The 16646-nt window shown below is 43.6% G+C and carries 15 protein-coding genes; all 15 read left to right on the top strand.

From position 1 onward, the window contains the following. Window positions 1–86 precede the first annotated feature (86 nt). The 15 genes from fliJ (at window position 87) to flhA (ending at window position 16593) form a co-directional block, all read left to right on the top strand. Window positions 87–524, top strand: a complete 438-nt coding sequence (gene fliJ / locus AC0VYG_RS05180) for a flagellar export protein FliJ (protein ID WP_475431273.1) — start codon at window positions 87–89, stop codon at window positions 522–524. 35 nt (window positions 525–559) lie between these two features. Further along, window positions 560–2419 carry a hypothetical protein gene (locus AC0VYG_RS05185; RefSeq protein WP_475431274.1) on the top strand — a complete coding sequence of 620 codons (1860 nt, stop codon included), beginning with the start codon at window positions 560–562 and terminating at the stop codon, window positions 2417–2419. Window positions 2420–2425: 6 nt separating this feature from the next. Then, window positions 2426–4360, top strand: coding sequence for a hypothetical protein (locus tag AC0VYG_RS05190; RefSeq protein ID WP_475431275.1), 1935 nt, complete (start codon window positions 2426–2428; stop codon window positions 4358–4360). Window positions 4361–4393: 33 nt separating this feature from the next. Beyond that, window positions 4394–4696, top strand: a complete 303-nt coding sequence (locus AC0VYG_RS05195) for an STAS domain-containing protein (RefSeq protein ID WP_199476916.1) — start codon at window positions 4394–4396, stop codon at window positions 4694–4696. Between the two features lie 3 nt (window positions 4697–4699). Beyond that, window positions 4700–6409: an ATP-binding SpoIIE family protein phosphatase gene (locus AC0VYG_RS05200; protein WP_475431276.1), complete on the top strand. Its 1710-nt coding sequence runs from the start codon at window positions 4700–4702 to the stop codon at window positions 6407–6409. A gap of 45 nt (window positions 6410–6454) precedes the next feature. After that, complete coding sequence (locus tag AC0VYG_RS05205; protein ID WP_475431277.1) at window positions 6455–8926, top strand: flagellar hook-length control protein FliK; 2472 nt, start codon at window positions 6455–6457, stop codon at window positions 8924–8926. Window positions 8927–9029: 103 nt separating this feature from the next. Beyond that, entirely contained in the window at window positions 9030–9569 is a 540-nt protein-coding gene (locus AC0VYG_RS05210) for a flagellar basal body-associated FliL family protein (protein WP_475431278.1), read from the top strand. Between the two features lie 5 nt (window positions 9570–9574). Continuing rightward, a complete protein-coding gene (gene fliM, locus AC0VYG_RS05215; RefSeq protein ID WP_475431279.1) occupies window positions 9575–10552 on the top strand; it encodes a flagellar motor switch protein FliM in 978 nt (325 codons plus the stop codon). 1 nt (window position 10553) lies between these two features. Further along, entirely contained in the window at window positions 10554–11015 is a 462-nt protein-coding gene (fliN, locus tag AC0VYG_RS05220; RefSeq protein ID WP_475431280.1) for a flagellar motor switch protein FliN, read from the top strand. 5 nt (window positions 11016–11020) lie between these two features. Continuing rightward, window positions 11021–11509 (top strand): flagellar biosynthetic protein FliO, encoded by a 489-nt coding sequence (gene fliO, locus AC0VYG_RS05225; RefSeq protein WP_475431281.1) that lies wholly within the window; start codon window positions 11021–11023, stop codon window positions 11507–11509. Then, the gene (gene fliP / locus AC0VYG_RS05230) at window positions 11506–12246 is read left to right on the top strand and encodes a flagellar type III secretion system pore protein FliP (protein WP_475431282.1); all 741 of its coding nucleotides are present in this window, start codon (window positions 11506–11508) and stop codon (window positions 12244–12246) included. The genes fliO and fliP overlap by 4 nt, the downstream gene beginning before the upstream one ends. 2 nt (window positions 12247–12248) lie before the next feature. Further along, complete coding sequence (gene fliQ, locus AC0VYG_RS05235) at window positions 12249–12518, top strand: flagellar biosynthesis protein FliQ (protein WP_067016938.1); 270 nt, start codon at window positions 12249–12251, stop codon at window positions 12516–12518. Beyond that, window positions 12518–13300, top strand: a complete 783-nt coding sequence (gene fliR / locus AC0VYG_RS05240; RefSeq protein ID WP_475431283.1) for a flagellar biosynthetic protein FliR — start codon at window positions 12518–12520, stop codon at window positions 13298–13300. The genes fliQ and fliR overlap by 1 nt, the downstream gene beginning before the upstream one ends. Continuing rightward, on the top strand, window positions 13293–14438 hold the full coding sequence (gene flhB / locus AC0VYG_RS05245) for a flagellar biosynthesis protein FlhB (RefSeq protein ID WP_475431284.1): 1146 nt from the start codon (window positions 13293–13295) through the stop codon (window positions 14436–14438). The genes fliR and flhB overlap by 8 nt, the downstream gene beginning before the upstream one ends. A gap of 34 nt (window positions 14439–14472) precedes the next feature. Then, on the top strand, window positions 14473–16593 hold the full coding sequence (gene flhA / locus AC0VYG_RS05250) for a flagellar biosynthesis protein FlhA (protein ID WP_475431285.1): 2121 nt from the start codon (window positions 14473–14475) through the stop codon (window positions 16591–16593). Window positions 16594–16646: the final 53 nt, after the last annotated feature.

The raw sequence follows: 16646 nt of genomic DNA on the forward strand, positions 1-16646 counted from the left end.
TGCTATCGTCTAAAAGACGAAGATGAGCCATCGCTGAATTTGTGAAGTATGTAATATGGGGCGATTGAACCTAGAAGAGAGTGTATATGAAGCGTAAATCCCAACGAATGCAGCTTTTAATTGATCTTGCTAAGCAAAAAGAGGAAGCCATTGCTAGGCAGCTTGCCAGTGATAGGGCTAAGGTAGAATACGATAAAAACAAGCTGAACGAGTTGAAAGAGTATGCGGGCCAATACGAGTCAGAACGTAACTTATTAGGGTTAAGTCCGTATCTAACGACCAACTATCAACATTTTGTGGATCGTGTTCAGCAGGCCATTCATCAACAAGAAGCCGCCATAAGCCGATCTGAACAGCAAGCCGATATGACAATGCGGGGTTGGCAGGCGGCAAAAGTCAAAACACAAAGTATGGATTGGTTAAAGAACAAATATAAGAAGATTGAACAAGCGCAAGAAGATAGGAAAGAGCAGCAGCAAAACGATGAGCTTTCTATACGGCGTTTTTTCGATAATAACTATTGAATATTTAAAGGAAAAGAGGGGCGAGGGGTTAAAGAATGCTGCTAGAAAACCATACGTCTACTGTTCTTTCCTCTCTGAGTAGCCTTTCTTCGGCACTGTATTTGTATTCGTCTTCACCAAAGCAGGGAATGGTGGCGATAGGAAAGGCCATTTCACTGCTCTGTCAGCAAGCACAACGGGATGCTAATCGCTCCTCTCTTATGGCGCGTTTAGAGTTAATGCAAGAGGTTGTGTCAACTTCGATTCGTCTTGGTGTTGTTTACGATGCCGATCTGTATCAGGCGTTCTTTGAAGCAACGGATGCACTGGAGCAAGTTATTTATGCGTCTTCTCTTGAAGGGGATTATGTCGAGCAAGCTCTGTTTTTATTAGATCGGCAGCGTACTTGTTGGCAGATATTAGAGGCTTCTCTTGAGCGCCGAGCTTATTCACCAATATGTCACTATTACACTGAGTTTAGGGAGTCTTCTCGCTATCCATTAAACAAAATATTGCAATTATTATCTCAAATTGGTGAAGTAACTTTCCATCTCGACAGTGTGCCTTTGCAAGAAGAGCTCAATGGCGTTATTGAGCTGAGAACGCCCCAGCCAATGGCTTGGTTACAGTCGCAGTATGCTGATTTTACGTGGCGCCTGAGTGTTGAAGCGGATAGTAAAAAAACGAATCCAGTGCAGCCGATCACTTTCCCTAGTGCCACTTATTCAAGCCTTTTTTTATCAAGTTACTTACCAAGGCAAGAGCATTATTATGTCTTGGATACTTTAGCGACGTGGATTCATTCTAATGTATATCAGGCTTTTGCTGAATGTTTTTCTCCGGTGAACTTTGTGGGGCATATTGAACAAGCTTCTCGTCGAGTTCCCTTTGCTGATTTAGCGCATCCAATATCATTCGATAGTCCTACTCTTTCCGCCTCGCCAATAAGAATATCCGGTGCTTTTTGGGCATGCTTTCAAGATGAAGGGAATGATCCGTCATCCATGTGGAGCCAGGATAAGCGCAATGAGCTTATTTATTTGGGGAAGGATCAGCTCTCTTCTAATGTATATGTGATAGAAAGTAAACATCATGTTTTTGTGTTGGATCAAAAAGACTGTCAAGGCGTTTACTCTTTTGAGCCTTCGGCTCTATACCAAGCAGATGAACATGAAAATCAATGGTGTTATACCTATCAAGAAGGTTGTGTGGCAAAGGTTGTGTTTGCTGATACGGCATTGGATAGGATGAGCGAGCAAAATAAAGTGTTAGGGGAACATGAACACGTTATCTTGATTTTGCAAGGGGGAAAGATGCATGCGGTCATTTGTTCCAGAGTGATGGTTTCTGAAGCGGTATGTGGACATTGTGATTGTATCGGGCAGTCGGCGAAAAATATCTGGTTTACGACCTATGGAGACGTTTTTTTAGAACCCTGGTTGATGGAAAATGTGTCTTTTGTAAATCATGCTATCCCAAAAAACAATGATGTCAGAGAGACGAAAAAAACTGGTTATTATCAACTGAATGTATCCGGCGTTTCTATTTGGATTGAAGCGATCTTAGTTCAAGCTATATTGCCCCATGAGGCTTGTAAAAGAGTAGGAGAGATATTGGTTTATGGTATACAGTATTTTCAGCGCTTTATTAGGGGGATAGGCGATCAAGCTGCGGCTTTCTCTATCGCGATAAAAGGTTTAGGTGGGTTTGTTATTGATACGAAAAGCTGTGTATGGCATGAGAAGGTATCAATAGAGACATGTGAAGAAGTCACTGCTTTTATAGTACGAAAAGAGAGTGATTGTGTTGTGACTCTTTGTAGTAATAAAAATAATAAAGACTATATTCTTAATACAAGAAACGTTGATGACTTTGTTGCCTTTGTTTGGCCTGCGTTGTCTTTACCAAAGGAATAATGAATTATGAAAAAGCCACATTCTCCTTTTAGTCAGCCAAGAACGCAGCTCGTTAGTGCGATGCAAAAAGGGTTTTTTTGCATTGTTTTGTTGTTGATTATTGTCGCTTTTGGTTTATACAAGTTTATGGATATTGGATCCGATCAGCGATCCTCACATAATAATGATTTGTTATCGTTAGAAAATAGGCTTCATCATGCTGAAATTGATTGGTTGGAGTGGCTTTCTATTAGTGATAGTCAGATTACCGCTCCGCAAAATGTACATTCTGTCCAGGAGATACATAATTCGCTACTGAATGAATATTCTGAAATCAATTTGCAATTAAGTGTATTGAAAAAAGATGACTATCAACTGTCTGATCTCAATGTTGATGATGTGTTGTCTTTTTTGAGAAAGCTTGAAAAGAAAGTAAAAGAGAATGCTCCGATCAGTGCTCAAGAGCGCTCTCATATTTATGACATTATCAAAAAGAATAACCGTATTGACATTAAATTGATGGAAGTAGAGGTTTCAGAGGATTTTAACGATACGGTGTTTAATCATAAAATGACTTGGCTGCTTTTTGCCATGTTTGGTGTGCTGGCCGTTATTGTTATTCTGTTTGGGTATTATTTTGTTCGGCGACTGTCTAAAGGTTTGTCTCACTTGCAGCTTGTTATTGAGCACCATAAGCAGGGCGGTTTGACGCAGGATGTCAATTATCATCGTATAGATGAATTTACTGATATAGGACGCCTTGTGGATAATGAGCTGTCGTCGCGAGAGTTTGATTACCAAGCAGCGCAGGACCGCTTGGATGTGATTCAGTTGGCAATCGGTCAATTGAATGCTCCATTCCTAATTGCTAAGCAAAATGGGGATGTTGTTTGGGTGAGTCAGGGGCTGATGGCGCTATGGAAAAACAATATTGAAAAGTTTGAAGCGTATTTTGAGATAGATGATGGCTTGGACAGTCCGTTAGGCGAGCAACTATCCAGCCGTGTGTTATTAGGGCTAAGTGAAACGCGCTTGCTATTAGCTGAGGGGAATTATGTTATTCATATTCAACGCATTGGGGATGGCAAGGCGAATGTTGAAGAAGAGCAGGAAGTTTCTGATTACTATTTGATGACGCTAACCTCTTTGTCTGAGGCGGCTGAGATTGAGGTTATTCGCAAAAGTGTCGAGCTAATGAGGCAAGATGTTTGGAGTTTGCCTATTCGCATTTTGCGTGAAAACTCACCTTTTTCTGCTTTTTCTAATGATTTGGAAGGGGTAAGACTGAGGGTGCTGTCCTTACTTGAGAGTGCACAAGAGAAACAAAATCTAGCTGATGATAAGGTCAAGATTACTAAACTACAACAAATCGAAACCCTTTTAAATACAGAAATAAACGACAATCATTCCTATGACAAAGATGTCTTGGTGGTGTCAAAAGAGGCCGTTCGTGCACTGCCAGACTCGCAGTTACTTGATGAGCTGGGGTCTATGTCGTATTTATCTGAGCAGATTCATGATTCCGTATTAGTCGGGTATGAATTGCTGTTGCAAAGGCTAACGATGATAGAAAAAGACATCGCGGGCGATGCTATGTTGCTGGATGAGGTCTATCGCTGTCTTAACGAAGTTAGAGCCGGTGTCTTATCAAGTTTAGCGGCAACGGAAGGGGAAAGTGAGGCGGTGCGTCGACGTTTTTCGATGGACTTGAATCACGACATTGATACGGTTCAAAGACATATTGAGTCTATTAAGGAAATGGTTGGTTCAACTCTGTCTCTGTTATCAGCAGATAGAAGTGTTGGATTGGCTAGGCTGGAACGAGCAAAGCAATCGGTAGTTGAGTTGGGAGAGCGTATTCATGTCTTATTAGACAAAGAACGTTCTTATCAACAAAGCGAGGTCTCACCGGTTGGCTTGATTTCCAAGAATGATAATAGCGACCAAATAGATGAGTTCTAGTGATTTCAATTGCTATAACTCAAGGAGTATATAGTGGTTGAAAATGTATTTGATGCAAATGTCGAACATCTCGTAATTCGTGTTAATGGTCGTTTTGATTACAGTTGCCATAAGGTTTTTCGAGATGCTTTTGTTTTGGCACCCCGGGCCAAAAGTTATGAAGTGGATCTTTCGCATGTGGAGTATCTTGACAGTTCAGCTTTGGGGATGTTGCTCTTGTTAAGAGACTACGCTGGTGGCGAAGAAGCTCATGTTGCTTTAACAAATAGTTCAAAGGCGGTTAACGATTTATTGAAAATGGCAAACTTCAACCGTTTGTTCGATATGTCTGAGTAGTGTATGAAAAGCGCTTTAACTATTTTAATTGCTGACGACAATCCATCCGATCGGCTGCTATTGGGCGCTATGCTTAAGCAGTTTGGTCACCATGTGATTGTCGCCAAAGATGGGCAAGAGGCCGTTGACCTTTTTGACCCAGCGGTTATCCAACTCGTCTGTTTAGATGTCAGAATGCCGCATAAAAATGGTTGGGAAGCCGCTGTTGAAATTCAGAATCTCTCTCTAGATAGTTTTATTCCTATTGTATTTCTTTCGGGTGTGACGGACCCTGTTGCGCTGTCTAATTGTCTCGAAGTAGGTGGGGCAGACTTTATTGCCAAGCCTTATAACCCAGCACTGGTAACCGCAAAGCTTAATGCCATTGCGCGCTTGTTAGTAATGCAAAAAACGCTAGAAGATCAGCGTGATGCCATGGCTTGGTACAATGAACAGTTGGTCCATGAACAAGAAATGGCGAAAGAAATTTATGAAAATATCACTCACTCCAACTGTCTTAATGATCCTGCTCTAACGACTTATCATCATGCGAGTCATACCTTTAACGGTGATGTGATTTTAGCGGCTTATAAACCTAATGGTGGTATGCATTTACTGTTGGGGGATTTTACAGGGCATGGTTTATCCGCTGCGATTGGCGCATTGCCGCTCGCCGATATTTTCTTTGATTGGACAAAAAAAGGTTTTTTGATGCGACAAATTATTCCGGAGATGAATGCCCGGTTGAAAAGCATCTTGCCGGCGAATATGTTTTGCAGCGCTGCCTTTATTGATATTAAAGCGAATGAAAAAAATGTTGAAGTTTGGAATGGCGGGTTGCCGGATTTATTGTTTTTTTCACAATCGGAAAAGGAACCAAGACGCTTAATTTCTAAAAACTTTCCTCTTGGCGCGGTGTCTCCTACTCGATTTGAATGTGTCGTTGAGCCGATCTCTTATGTGCCTGGAGACACGCTTATTTCCTACTCTGATGGTGTCTATGAGGCTGCTGATCGCCATGGGGTAATGTTTTGTGAATCGGTTCTAAAACCGCTCTACGAGGGAGAGGTTAGGCCCAGTGACAGTATTCAATGGTTGATTGATCGTTTAAAAGCTGAGGGAGTGTTAGACAACCCCCATGACGATATTTCCTGCTTGGGTATATCTCTTGATACTTATATCGGTGCAAACTCTCTGTCTGATCAAGAGTTTGCTGGTCTGGTGGATTTACCCGCTGATTTTTCGTTTGAATATAAACTCAGTGCAGAGTCTCTTAGAACAACGGATCCACTGCCTTATGTTTTGCAAATCATCACCACCGTACCGGGACTGAGTAGCTATTCTAGCCAAGTGTTTATGATATTATCGGAATTGTATTCTAATGCGCTAGAGCATGGTGTTTTAGGTTTGGATTCCAGTAAGAAAAATACTCTCGATGGTTTTTCCGTTTATTATAAAGAGCGTGAACAGGCATTAGCTTCTTTGCAAGATGGCTTTGTGAAGATTTCTGCTAAAGTTGTCTCTGATAAGCAGTTAGGGCAGTTGATTTTAGAGGTGGAAGACAGTGGTAAAGGCTTTGATTATGAATCATTGGATTTTACTTTAGGGTCCACTGATGTGCCTTATAATCGCGGCTTGGCATTATTACATCAGATCTGTCAGGAAATCGGTTTTTCAAATGGTGGCCGAACTGTAACCACCCACTTCCATTGGCGTCCAGAAAAAAATAAGTAGATTGGCCTCTGTCTTGCATAGTTCACTATATCGCTGGAGGGTATTATGCAAGCAACGGTCAATTCGGTGTTATCACCGACATCAAATGTGTCATCTAAATCTACCTTATCGCCTGAGACATCTGAGCCATCGCAGGGACAGTTTGCTGATGACTTTAATCGAGCAAAGCAAGCTTTAGACTCGTCTGCATCCGGTGACAGCCGTCTAATGAAAGAGCCGACAAATGACACACGGCAAACCGCTTCATCCATACCTCCTGATCCAACGTCTAAAGATGCTGATGGCGTCCAAGAGAGCAAAGCACAAAAAGGGTCTGGGACGCTTGAAAATGTCGTAAATAATGCTTCGGGTAACACTGACGTAAGCGGCAATAGATTGCAGTCTGAAGGTGAATCTTCGCCAGAAGAAAACCTTGGAACGGATGGAGAGTTGAAGGGGATTAACTCCGGTGAAAGCCTAGTAAAGGCTAAAAGCGCCAGCCCTCATATTGCTTTATCTCCGGGTGAGGGAGTAGATTCCGCTATTTCGCTTGAAAAGCCTTCTTCGCATCTCTCCCAATCAGGGGAGACAATCCCTTCAACAACAGGGATGATTTCATCACAAGAGCAGCTAAACACCACGCAAACCGGCAAACCTGTCAATGGTACGGTGAGTGTTGATGGTCATGTTGCTAATAACCTGATTAATAGCGATAGTGTTGAGCATGGTAAGTTAGTTAAAAACGCTCCAAATCTCACTGGCTCGCAAGAGCCATCTAACGAGAGTGAGGTAGGAGAGGCCGTCAGTAAACAAGTCTCTTCGAATGGGAATACCGTCCGTCTCTCCAACCAAAATGGTATGGTGCAGATGGTTGACGATCAGCCTCATCTGGATATGAGCAAAACCGCTGCTAATGGTGTCACTGGCCATCTGACTCTTAAAGGGAAAGAAGGAGAACAACAGTTATTAGATGCAAAAGTAGACGCAAAAGGAGATAAAGTAGCCCCTTCAGCTGCCGGCGTCCTTGGTTTGAAAGCGTTAAATACTGAAGCGACCCATGCTCAAACAGCAGCTGTACATCTTGATCAAAATGGCCAACCAACGAAAGCGGTTTTACCTGAAACTGTTCAGCTTGATCAGAATGGTCACCCTGTGAAAAATTCGTCTCTGAATAGCGTTCAGCTTGATCAAAACGGCAACCCCGTGACGGAGAACGCTGAGGCCTTGCAAAAAGGGGAGGTTGTCTCGCCACAGACGAAAGAAACGACAGACCTTTTATTAAAAGCAAATAGTGGTGAGCTCGTATCCCATGGTCAAAAAGGTGTCCAGGGGGATGGCGGTAAAAGCAATGTTGTTTCGTCAAAAATGAGTAAAATACCGCCAGAAGTACGGGCATTAATGGCGGCAGAAAATAACGAGGGTAAAGCGAAGGCCGCTGCCTCGAGTGTTGATTTAAGTGCCTTGTCTCCTATGGCTCAAAAACAAGCATTAGCAAGTGCTAAAAAGGCGTCCGAGAAGGGGGCTGAAAAAGTAACAGATCCATCTTCCAATGATAAAAAAGAGACTAAAAAGTCGGGAGATGGAGAGCTTTCTTGGGTGTTATCCCAAATGGGGGCAAATCCCATAGCGCCAGTGAGTGCTGCCGTGGCCGGTGTGGCAGCCACGTCACGTGGTAACAGTTCAGCGTCGAAATCGTCAAGTGTAACCCAGTCTATCGGTGATCAGGTTTCGACAAGTAAGGTTGCCGACCAAGTGGCGTTAGCAAATGCATTAAAAAGTCCTGTGACAGGGGGGCCTGGTACGCCACTGATCTTAGCGAATGCTGACTCAACGACGGAGGCGTCTGATCTTCTTACTGGTAAGGGGGCTTCCAAGGCCAGTTTGTCAGCCAATGAACCCATAGAGCTACGAAAAAAAGAGCAAGAGGCCATGATAGGGAAAATGGTCGGTCAATTGGATGGTGTGGCTAAGGATTCAGATCCAGGAGGAATGGGCAGTTCTCTTGCTAACAATGGCGGTCGTTTAGCGGCTACTGGGCCAGCGCTAGGAGCAACGAATCCGGCACAGTTAACACCAACTCAGCAGCAAAACCTAGCCATGTCTGTTCCACCAAACCACCCAGGCTGGGCGGGGGAAATGAGTCAAAAAGTGGCTTGGGTTGCTCATAATGGCGCTCATAGTGCGCATATTAAGCTTGATCCTCCCGAGTTAGGCAGTTTAACGGTGAAAGTCTCTGTTGACAGTAGCAATAATAATACTCAAGTGAGTTTTGTGGCAGCAACTCATCATACGCGAGATTTACTAGAAGGTCAGATGGGGCGTCTTCGTGATATGTTAGCTCAACAGGGGATGGATCTAGGCAGCGTCAATGTGGATGTGTCACAGCAAGACATGTCTGGCACTCAATACCAGACGGCAGAAAGTTATCAACCTCAACTTAATCTAGGCTCTTTAAAAGGGCAAGAGAATGGTGAAGAAGAGCCTGTTCCTGGAAATATATCCTATGTCACACCAGCAGGAATTGATTACTACGCCTAAAATGAAGGAAAGTGATGGTGCTATTCCGTATTCTTTGTAGAATAGGGTTCCTTAAAGCGTATTGTACGTTGTTTTATAAGTCTGTGTTTCCAAGGGTTTGATTATGGCAGAAGAAGATAATTTAGATGTTGGTGCCGAAGAGGGTAAAAAGGGTAGTAAGAAGAAGCTTATTATCATCATTGCTCTCGCTGTGGTGCTGTTAGGTGGTGGTGGAGCCGCCGCTTACTTTTTCTTTTTTAGTGGATCCGATGAAGCGGCCGCTGCCAGCGCAGAAGGAGAAGGTGGTGCATCATCAGCTGAAGCGGCCGCAGAGCTTTCTAAACAGCCTTCTATTTACTTGAAATTCGATGAGCCTTTCGTAGTGGATTTTGTCGTCGATGGTCAGCAGCGCTATTTGCAGCTTAATATGACCGTTAAGTCCAAGGATCAGTCACAAATTGATGCCCTTAAATTAAATATGCCTTTAATTCGTAACAGCCTTGTACTGCTGTTTTCTAGCCAATCGTTTAACGATCTAAAAACGATGAAAGGCAAGTTAGCTCTGAAAAAGTCCGCTCTGGAGGCTATCAATAAGTTGCTAAAACAGCAGACAGGTAAAGGCGGTATCGATGCGGTTTTATTCACTAGTTTTGTGATGCAGTAAGTCTTATGTCAGCACAAGATTTACTTTCTCAAGATGAAATCGATGCCCTCTTACACGGCCCTGATGAAAAGCCGGAAGAAGAGGACGATAGAGATGCAAATGGTGTTGCTTCTTACGATATAACCAGTCAGGAGCGTATCGTCCGTGGGCGTATGCCTACGCTGGAAATGATTAACGAACGCTTTGCTCGCTATACTCGCATTAGCTTATTTAACTTGCTGCGCCGTACGGCAGATGTGTCTTCTGGTGGTTTGCAAATTATGAAGTTTGGCGAATATGTGCATACTTTGTATGTGCCGACAAGCTTGAACTTGGTGAAATTTCGCCCGTTAAGGAGTACGGCTCTATTTATTTTGGATGCCAAATTGGTGTTCAAATTAGTGGATAACTTTTTTGGTGGAGATGGTCGTCACGCCAAAATCGAGGGGCGTGAATTTACCCCAACAGAAATACGCATCGTTCAACTGATGCTGGAGCAAGTCTTTAAAGACTTGACAGAGGCTTGGGCCCCTGTACTAAAACTTGAGTTAGAATACATCAGCTCAGAAGTTAACCCTGCAATGGCAAATATTGTCAGTCCGAGTGAAGTGGTGGTGGTCTCTACTTTTCATATTGAATTGGATGGCGGAGGGGGAGAATTGCATATTACGCTTCCTTATTCGATGATTGAGCCTGTACGTGAATTACTGGATGCCGGGGTACAAAGTGATGTCGATGAAATGGATGATCGTTGGGGGAAATCTCTCGAACAAGACGTAAAAGATATCAGTGTTAATCTGAGGGTAAACGTAGCGAATCGTAAAATTTCGCTTGGTGATGTTTTAAAGTTCAAGGCAGGTGATATCATCCCTATTGAAATGCCTGAGTTCGTCACAGTAAGAGCGAATAATGTTCCTGCTTTTAAGGGGAAATTAGGGGTTTCTAATGAGCGTTATTCGGTTCAAATGGAAGAAAGTTTTAAATCTAACAAGGTAAATAAGTAATATGGCTGAAGAGCAAAATCCTGATGCAGAAGGTATGGACGAAGGGCTTGCCGATGAATGGGCGGCTGCCATGTCAGAAGCAGGGGAAACAGGTGAGCAAGATGATGTCGATGACGAATGGGCCGCTGCCATGTCTGAGCAGGATGCGAAGCCTGTTCAGCTAGAGTCACTGTCCGCACCTGCTGTGCCAAATGGTGGTGTTGGGTCGGATCTTGACCTTATTATGGATATCCCTGTGACACTATCGATGGAGCTTGGTAACACCGAAATTGCTATTCGAAATTTGATGCAGCTGACGCAGGGGTCTGTTGTTGAGCTAGATCGCTTTGCAGGTGAACCTTTGGATGTATTGGTTAACGGTACTCTGATTGCTCATGGTGAAGTCGTTGTGGTGAATGATAAATATGGTATCCGCCTAACAGATGTTGTTAGCCCTAGTGAGCGTATTAGAAGATTGAAGTAACCCTTGTGACTGTTTATAGAAAATTGTACACATTTCTGATGACAGCCATGCTTTGCATGGCTGTTTCCTATGCGCATGCCAACTCTCTAGCCGATTCAGGGGCGATTCCTACCATGACATCGACTTATTCCATCTGGAAAGTGGTTGCGTCGCTGATTTTTATTATTGCTTTTATTCCTGCTAGCCTTTGGGTCGTGAAGAAATTGCAGTTTGCTCAGATGAAATTGAGTAAATCTGACATTCGAATTATCGGTAGTCAATCACTCGGAACAAAGGAAAAACTGATTCTTGTGGAAGTGGAAGGGGAGAAAATTCTGATTGGTGTCACGTCTCATTCGATTAATCACATCAAAAGTTTCACACCGAATAGCAAGGCCTTTGCTCAATTAATGGGCGAGGCGCCACTGCACGACAAGACCGATAACAGCACTTCTCAAGATGATAGAGCCTCCCAAAATGTTGATAGTGGTACACCTCGAGAGGCTTCATCATGATTCGCCTTCTGCTATTACTTGGTCTTTTAATGCTGCCTTCTGTCTCGTGGGCCGAAGTAGGGTTGCCTGCGGTCAATGTGGTTACAAACCCGGACGGTAGCCAAGAATACTCCATCTCCCTACAAATTCTCTTCATAATGACCGCGCTAACTTTGTTACCAGCGGCATTAATGATGATGACGGCTTTTACACGAATTATTGTTGTATTAGCCATTTTGCGTCAGGCCATTGGTTTGCAGCAAACGCCTTCTAACCAGATTTTGATTGGTATGGCGCTTTTTTTGACCTTGTTTATTATGACGCCAACGATGAATAAGATAAATGCTGTGGCTTTACAGCCTTACTTGAATAATAAAATGACCTCATTACAGGCTGTCGAGGCAGCAGAAAAGCCCATGCGGGACTTTATGCTCGCCCAAACCCGCAAAGCTGACATTGCTTTGTTTGTGAAATTGGCTGGCAAAGAAGGGAAGATCCAATCACTTAATACTTTACCCTTTACCATTCTAATGCCTGCTTTTGTAACCAGTGAGCTAAAGACGGCATTTCAAATTGGCTTTATGATCTTTATTCCATTTTTGATTGTTGACATGGTGGTGGCTAGCGTCTTGATGGCAATGGGGATGATGATGTTGTCTCCGGTGATCATTTCCTTGCCGTTTAAGATTATGCTTTTTGTGATGGTAGACGGTTGGTCTATGATTATGGGGACGCTTGCAGCAAGTTTTGGAATGTAGTTATGGATCCACAAGTTGTTTTAGATCTCTATGGGCAAGGCTTTTATCTTATTGTTGTGATTGTCGCAGCAGTGATGGCACCGAGTTTGGTTGTTGGTTTGATTGTCAGTGTTTTTCAGGCCGCCACACAAATTAACGAGCAAACCCTATCGTTCCTACCTCGCTTGATTGTGACTATTTTGGTTATTATGCAGCTTGGTCCTTGGATTTTGACTAAGCTAATGGACTTTACCACTAACCTTTTCATTAATATTCCAATGATGATTGGCTAATGCTTGAGCTTCATCCGGATCAATTAATTAATCTTTCTATTAGCTTTCTACTGCCTTTTTTTCGTATCGGCGCATTTTTCATGGCGTTGCCGCTGTTTGGTAGTCGACTGGTCAATACCCGTATCCGTATCGCATTTTCATTTTTAGTTGCTATCATTATTACACCTGTTGTGAAAGTGCCTCATTACGATGCGATTTCCCCTGCATTTGTGGTACTTATTGCTGAGCAACTTGTCATTGGTTTTGCTCTGGGGTTTGTGGTGACGATTTTATTCCAAACCTTTTCTATGGCAGGGCAGTTAGCGGCCATGAAGGCGGGATTGGGGTTTGCGATGTCAAACGATCCAGCCAATGGAATATCGGTTGCGACCATGGGTCAATACTATATGTCTATGGTGGCCTTAGCGTTTCTAGGCACAGACGGTCATCTGGTGATGATCGAATACTTAGCGGAGAGCTTTAAATATTGGCCAATTGGTAGTGGGTTTGATAGCCAACACTATTGGCAGCTGGTTCAATTAGGGAGCTGGATGTTTGAGAAGGCGTTGTTGGTGGTGCTGCCTTTGGCTATTGCTGTCTTAATTATGAACTTGGCCTTTGGGGTCGTGGCGAAGGCCTCTCCTCAGTTAAACGTTTTTGCATTAGGTTTTCCTGTCATTATGCTCTTTTCTTTGTTCTTTTTCTGGATGATGTTAGGGGACTTTTTGGATGTCTATCGTTTATTCTTTCATGAATTAACGGTTTGGATGAAAGATACATGGGGGGCCCGTTTACATGGCTGAGAACGAAGACGGTAGCGAAAAAACGGAAAGTGCCAGTAGTAAGAAACTCGAGGATGCTCGAAAAAAAGGCAATATCGCTCGCTCCAAAGAGTTAAGTTCTGCTCTGTTGTTAATTGTGGCGGCTGTGGCGATATACAGTACTGGTGTTTTGATGGCGAGAGACTTGGGGGATGTATTTCGCTTCAACTTTAAGATAGATAGGTCGGATCTGTTTGATATTAGTCGAATGATTTTTCATCTTTATGGTTCGACTGTTGAAATGATGAAATCGTTAATTGTGACTTTGTTGGTACTGGCTATAGCGGGGATTATTGGCAGTATTATGTTGGGAGGGCTGAATTTTTCATGGGAGCCCTTAATGCCTAAGTTCAGTAAGATTAACCCCATTACTGGCTTAAAAAGAATGTTTTCCGTTCAATCTTTGGTCGAATTGCTCAAGTCTATAGCCAAAGTTGTCCTCGTTGCTTTTGTATCGACACTGGTTATTTATCATTATTTACCCGAAGCACTGGAGTTGACCTTTCAGTCCATACGTCCTGCCATTTCTCACGGTATTGATATGGTGATGTGGGCGTTTATTTTTATTAGTTTGTCGTTGGCACTGATTGCTGCGATAGATGTGCCGTTTCAGATTTGGTCTCACAAAGAAAAGTTGAAAATGACCAAACAAGAAGTGAAAGATGAGTACAAGCAGCAGGAAGGGGATCCACAAGTGCGCGGACGTATCCGCCAGTTACAGCGTCAAGCCGCGATGAATCGCATGATGTCTGATGTTCCTGAGGCGGATGTTATCATTACCAACCCTACACACTTTTCTGTTGCGTTAAAATATAATCAAAGTGGCGGTCAAGCCCCCATAATGATTGCTAAGGGAAGTGACTTTATGGCATTGAAAATTCGTGAAGTAGGCAATCACTATGACATCCCTGTGATACAATCCCCAGCACTAACGCGAGCGATCTATCATCATACAAAGATCGGAGAGGAGATTCCCCATGGGCTCTTTAAAGTAGTAGCGCAATTGCTCGCTTATGTTTATCAACTGCGTAATGCACGACATGGTGCGCCAAGGCCGGAAAGCATGCCGCGTTTTGATATACCAGAAGAGTTTCAATGGGATGGTAATACTCCATCCTAGCTAAATTGATTGTTAATATCTGCGGGAACCGCGTGTGAATTTTGATCGCCAAAAAATGACTGGTCAGTTTAAAGGGGTAGTGAGCGGGAATCTTGGGATTCCTATCTTGCTTCTGTCTCTTTTAGCCATGATGATACTGCCGATTCCAGCGTTTCTGCTTGATGTCCTCTTTACCTTTAATATTGCGCTCGCCATTGTGGTCTTATTGGTCGCGATCTACTCTTTACGACCATTAGATTTTGCTGTCTTTCCAACCGTTTTGCTGGTTTCGACCCTGATGCGTTTGGCATTAAACGTGGCTTCTACCCGTGTTGTTTTATTATATGGTCACGAAGGGGGAGATGCGGCGGGTAAGGTGATTCAAGCCTTCGGTGAGGTGGTGATTGGGGGGAACTATGTTGTCGGCTTTGTGGTCTTTGCCATTTTAATGATCATCAACTTCGCCGTTGTGACAAAAGGGGCGGGGCGTATCTCTGAAGTAAGTGCCCGATTTACTTTGGATGCTATGCCGGGTAAGCAAATGGCCATTGATGCGGATTTGAACGCAGGGATGATTGATGCGGATCAAGCCAAACAGCGGCGAATGGAAATCGCCTCTGAAGCGGAGTTTTATGGCTCTATGGACGGTGCTTCTAAGTTCGTAAAAGGGGATGCTATTGCGGGTTTGCTGATTTTGGGAATCAATATAATCGGCGGTTTGGCGATTGGCATGTCTCAACACGGCTTGACTTTTTCAGAAGCCATTCAGCGTTATTCTCTGTTAACCATTGGTGACGGCCTTGTGGCCCAACTTCCTTCTTTGATGCTGTCTACCGCCGCAGCCATCATGGTGACTCGGGTTAACGAGTCGGGTGATATGGGGACACAGATTGTCTCGCAGATGTTTGGTTCACCAAAGGCATTGTATATCGCCGCTGCGATCATGGGGATCATGGGTATCGTGCCTGGCATGCCGCATTTTGCGTTTTTGTCACTGGCTATCGTTTTAGGTAGTTTTGCTTACTTTCTTGAGTATCGTAAAAAACGCAAAGCGATGGAAGGGTCCCCGTCGACAGGTAAGTCGTCATCGTCGGATGCCTCGCCTCCGGCGGAAAGTAAAGATCTTAGTTGGGATGACGTGGCGCCTGTCGATATGTTGGGATTAGAAGTCGGCTATCGTTTAATTCCTCTGGTGGATAAGTCCCAGGGTGGAGAGTTATTGGCCAGGATTAAAGGCGTTCGTCGAAAATTGTCGCAAGACTTGGGTTTTCTAGTGCCCAGTGTTCATATTCGAGATAACTTGGACTTGATGCCCAATGCCTATCGCGTCACCTTGATGGGGGTTAGCTTGGCGGAAGCGGAAGTGCACCCAGATAAAGATTTGGCAATAGATCCTGGGCAAGTATTTGGTTCTATTGATGGTATTGCAGGTAAGGATCCGTCTTTTGGTTTAGACGCTGTTTGGATTGACCCGAAAAAACGCGATCAAGCACAAACCTACGGTTATACTGTGGTGGATGTGAGTACGGTGGTGGCAACGCATATTAACCAAATTATGCACAAGCATGCTTATGAATTAATTGGTCACGATGAAGTCCAGCAATTGCTTAGCTTGCTCAAACAATATAATCCGAAGCTGGCTGAGGAATTGGTGCCGAATACGATTCCTTTGAGCATCTTGTTAAAAGTATTGCAGAACTTATTGATTGAAGGGGTTCCGCTTCGTGATATGCGGACCATTGCTGAAGCCATCATGGGGGTGCAGCCGAAAAGCCAGGATCCTATGGTATTAACCGCAGCCGTTCGAACGGCCTTGTCTCGTTTGATTATTCAAACTTTGGCGGATGGGGTAGAGGAGATTCCTGTGCTGACGCTTGATCCTCAGTTAGAAAAAATGCTGATGCAAACAGTTCAGCAGAGTCAGCAATCAGGTATTAAGAATGAAGAAGCACTTATTTTAGAGCCGAAAATGGCCGAGCAGTTACAATCTTCCCTTAAACAGTCTGCAGAACAGCAGGAAGCAATGGGAAATACACCTATACTGATAGTGTCAGCGCCAATCAGACCAATGCTAGCACGCTTTATGCGCTATGGTATGGTGAATATGTCCGTTTTATCTTACCAAGAAGTGCCAGACCATAAACGAATTACTGTTGTAGGTGTGATTGGTCAATAGTCTGTAGCAATTGTGATCAATTAGTCTCTATATTTATCAAAGTCTTTCGGGTA

Source organism: Marinomonas sp. 63XJN7_7_ISO-PGPR-S23-202, assembly GCF_056173505.1.